At 77.7% G+C, this 1,207-nt stretch carries 2 protein-coding genes; both read right to left on the minus strand.

The genetic code is table 11. The features are described from left to right. Positions 1-32: 32 nt before the first annotated feature. On the minus strand, positions 33-374 hold the full coding sequence (locus ACFU0Y_RS18200; protein ID WP_380216379.1) for a hypothetical protein: 342 nt from the start codon (positions 372-374) through the stop codon (positions 33-35). A 47-nt stretch (positions 375-421) separates the two neighbouring features. Then, a partial coding sequence (locus ACFU0Y_RS18205) for a LacI family DNA-binding transcriptional regulator (protein ID WP_380216381.1) occupies positions 422-1,207 on the minus strand: 786 nt, incomplete at its 5' end.

Genomic DNA, 1,207 nt, shown 5'->3' on the forward strand with positions numbered 1-1,207 from the left:
CTCCTCGCACCGGTGCCGTGGGACGACAGCGCTCAGGGACGCGTGGGCCCGGGGACGGCGGCGTGCTGGTCGGCACCCCAGGAGGCGAGGAGCCGGAGCCGCTCGGCCGAGGGCGAGCCGGGCTCGGCGGTGCAGATCAGGAGGACGTGCCCGGGTTCGGCGGTGACGGCCAGCTCCTCGTAGGCCAGCGTCAGGTCCCGCATCGCCAGGTCGAGCAGATGGGCCCGTTCGGTCTCGTCCAGGCGCAGGGCGGCGGCGACCGCCTCCAGCACCGAGGAGGAGGCGCCGGCGATCGCCCCGCGCTCGAGCTCGGCGTCGTGCTCCACGCTCACCCCGGCCAGGGCCGCGACCTCGGAGCGGCGCGGCCCGGGCACCCGGCGGTTGCCCCCGGCCGGCTGGGCGGACGGGTACCGCGGTGGCGTCAGGACGCCGGCGGGCAGGGACCCGTGCTGGTGCGGGCGACGAGCCGGGTGGGGAGCACGACGTGCTCGCCGGTCACGGGGGCGCCCTCCGCGGTGGCCTCCAGGCGGCGCAGCGCCAGGTCCACGGCGGTGCGCGCGAGCAGGTCGGGGTCCTGGGCCAGGGTGGTGAGGTCGAGGTAGGGCAGGGACGCCTGGTCGGAGTCGTCGAAGCCGAGCACGGAGAGCTCCCCGGGCACCGAGCGGCCCAGCAGGCGGGCCTGGCCGATCACTCCGGCGGCGCAGCGGTCGTTGAAGGCGATGACGGCGGTGGGGGCGGGGTCGAGGGCCAGGACCCGGGTGAGCGCCGCGGCGCCGCCGGCCTCCGAGGCGGCGCCGGGCACGAGCTGCACCCCGGCGTGCAGGCCTGCCGACGCCATGGCCGCGAGATAGCCGGCCCGGCGCCGGGCTCCGCCGGCCTCGCGGTCGGCGTCGACGTAGGCGATCCGCCGGTGCCCGAGGCCGAGGAGGTGCTCCACGGCCAGGACGGCGCCGCGGTGGTCGTCGGCGGCCACGCTGTCGAGGGACTCGGCGTCGCAGGCCCGCGTGGCGGAGACCACCGGCAGCGTCGCACTGATCTGTTCGAGGCGGTTCTGGGGCAGGGCGCTGCCCAGCAGGACCAGGGCCTCGCACCGGTCGCGCAGCAGGGCCTCGACGGCGTCCTCCTCGGGTCGGGAGCCGGTGACCGCGGAGAGGACCACGTCATAGCCGTGGCCCCGGGCGGCGCGGTGGAGCCCGTCCAGGATCTC

Origin of the sequence: Kocuria sp. NPDC057446 (assembly GCF_042802875.1) — a bacterium.
Taxonomy (GTDB): domain Bacteria; phylum Actinomycetota; class Actinomycetes; order Actinomycetales; family Micrococcaceae; genus Kocuria.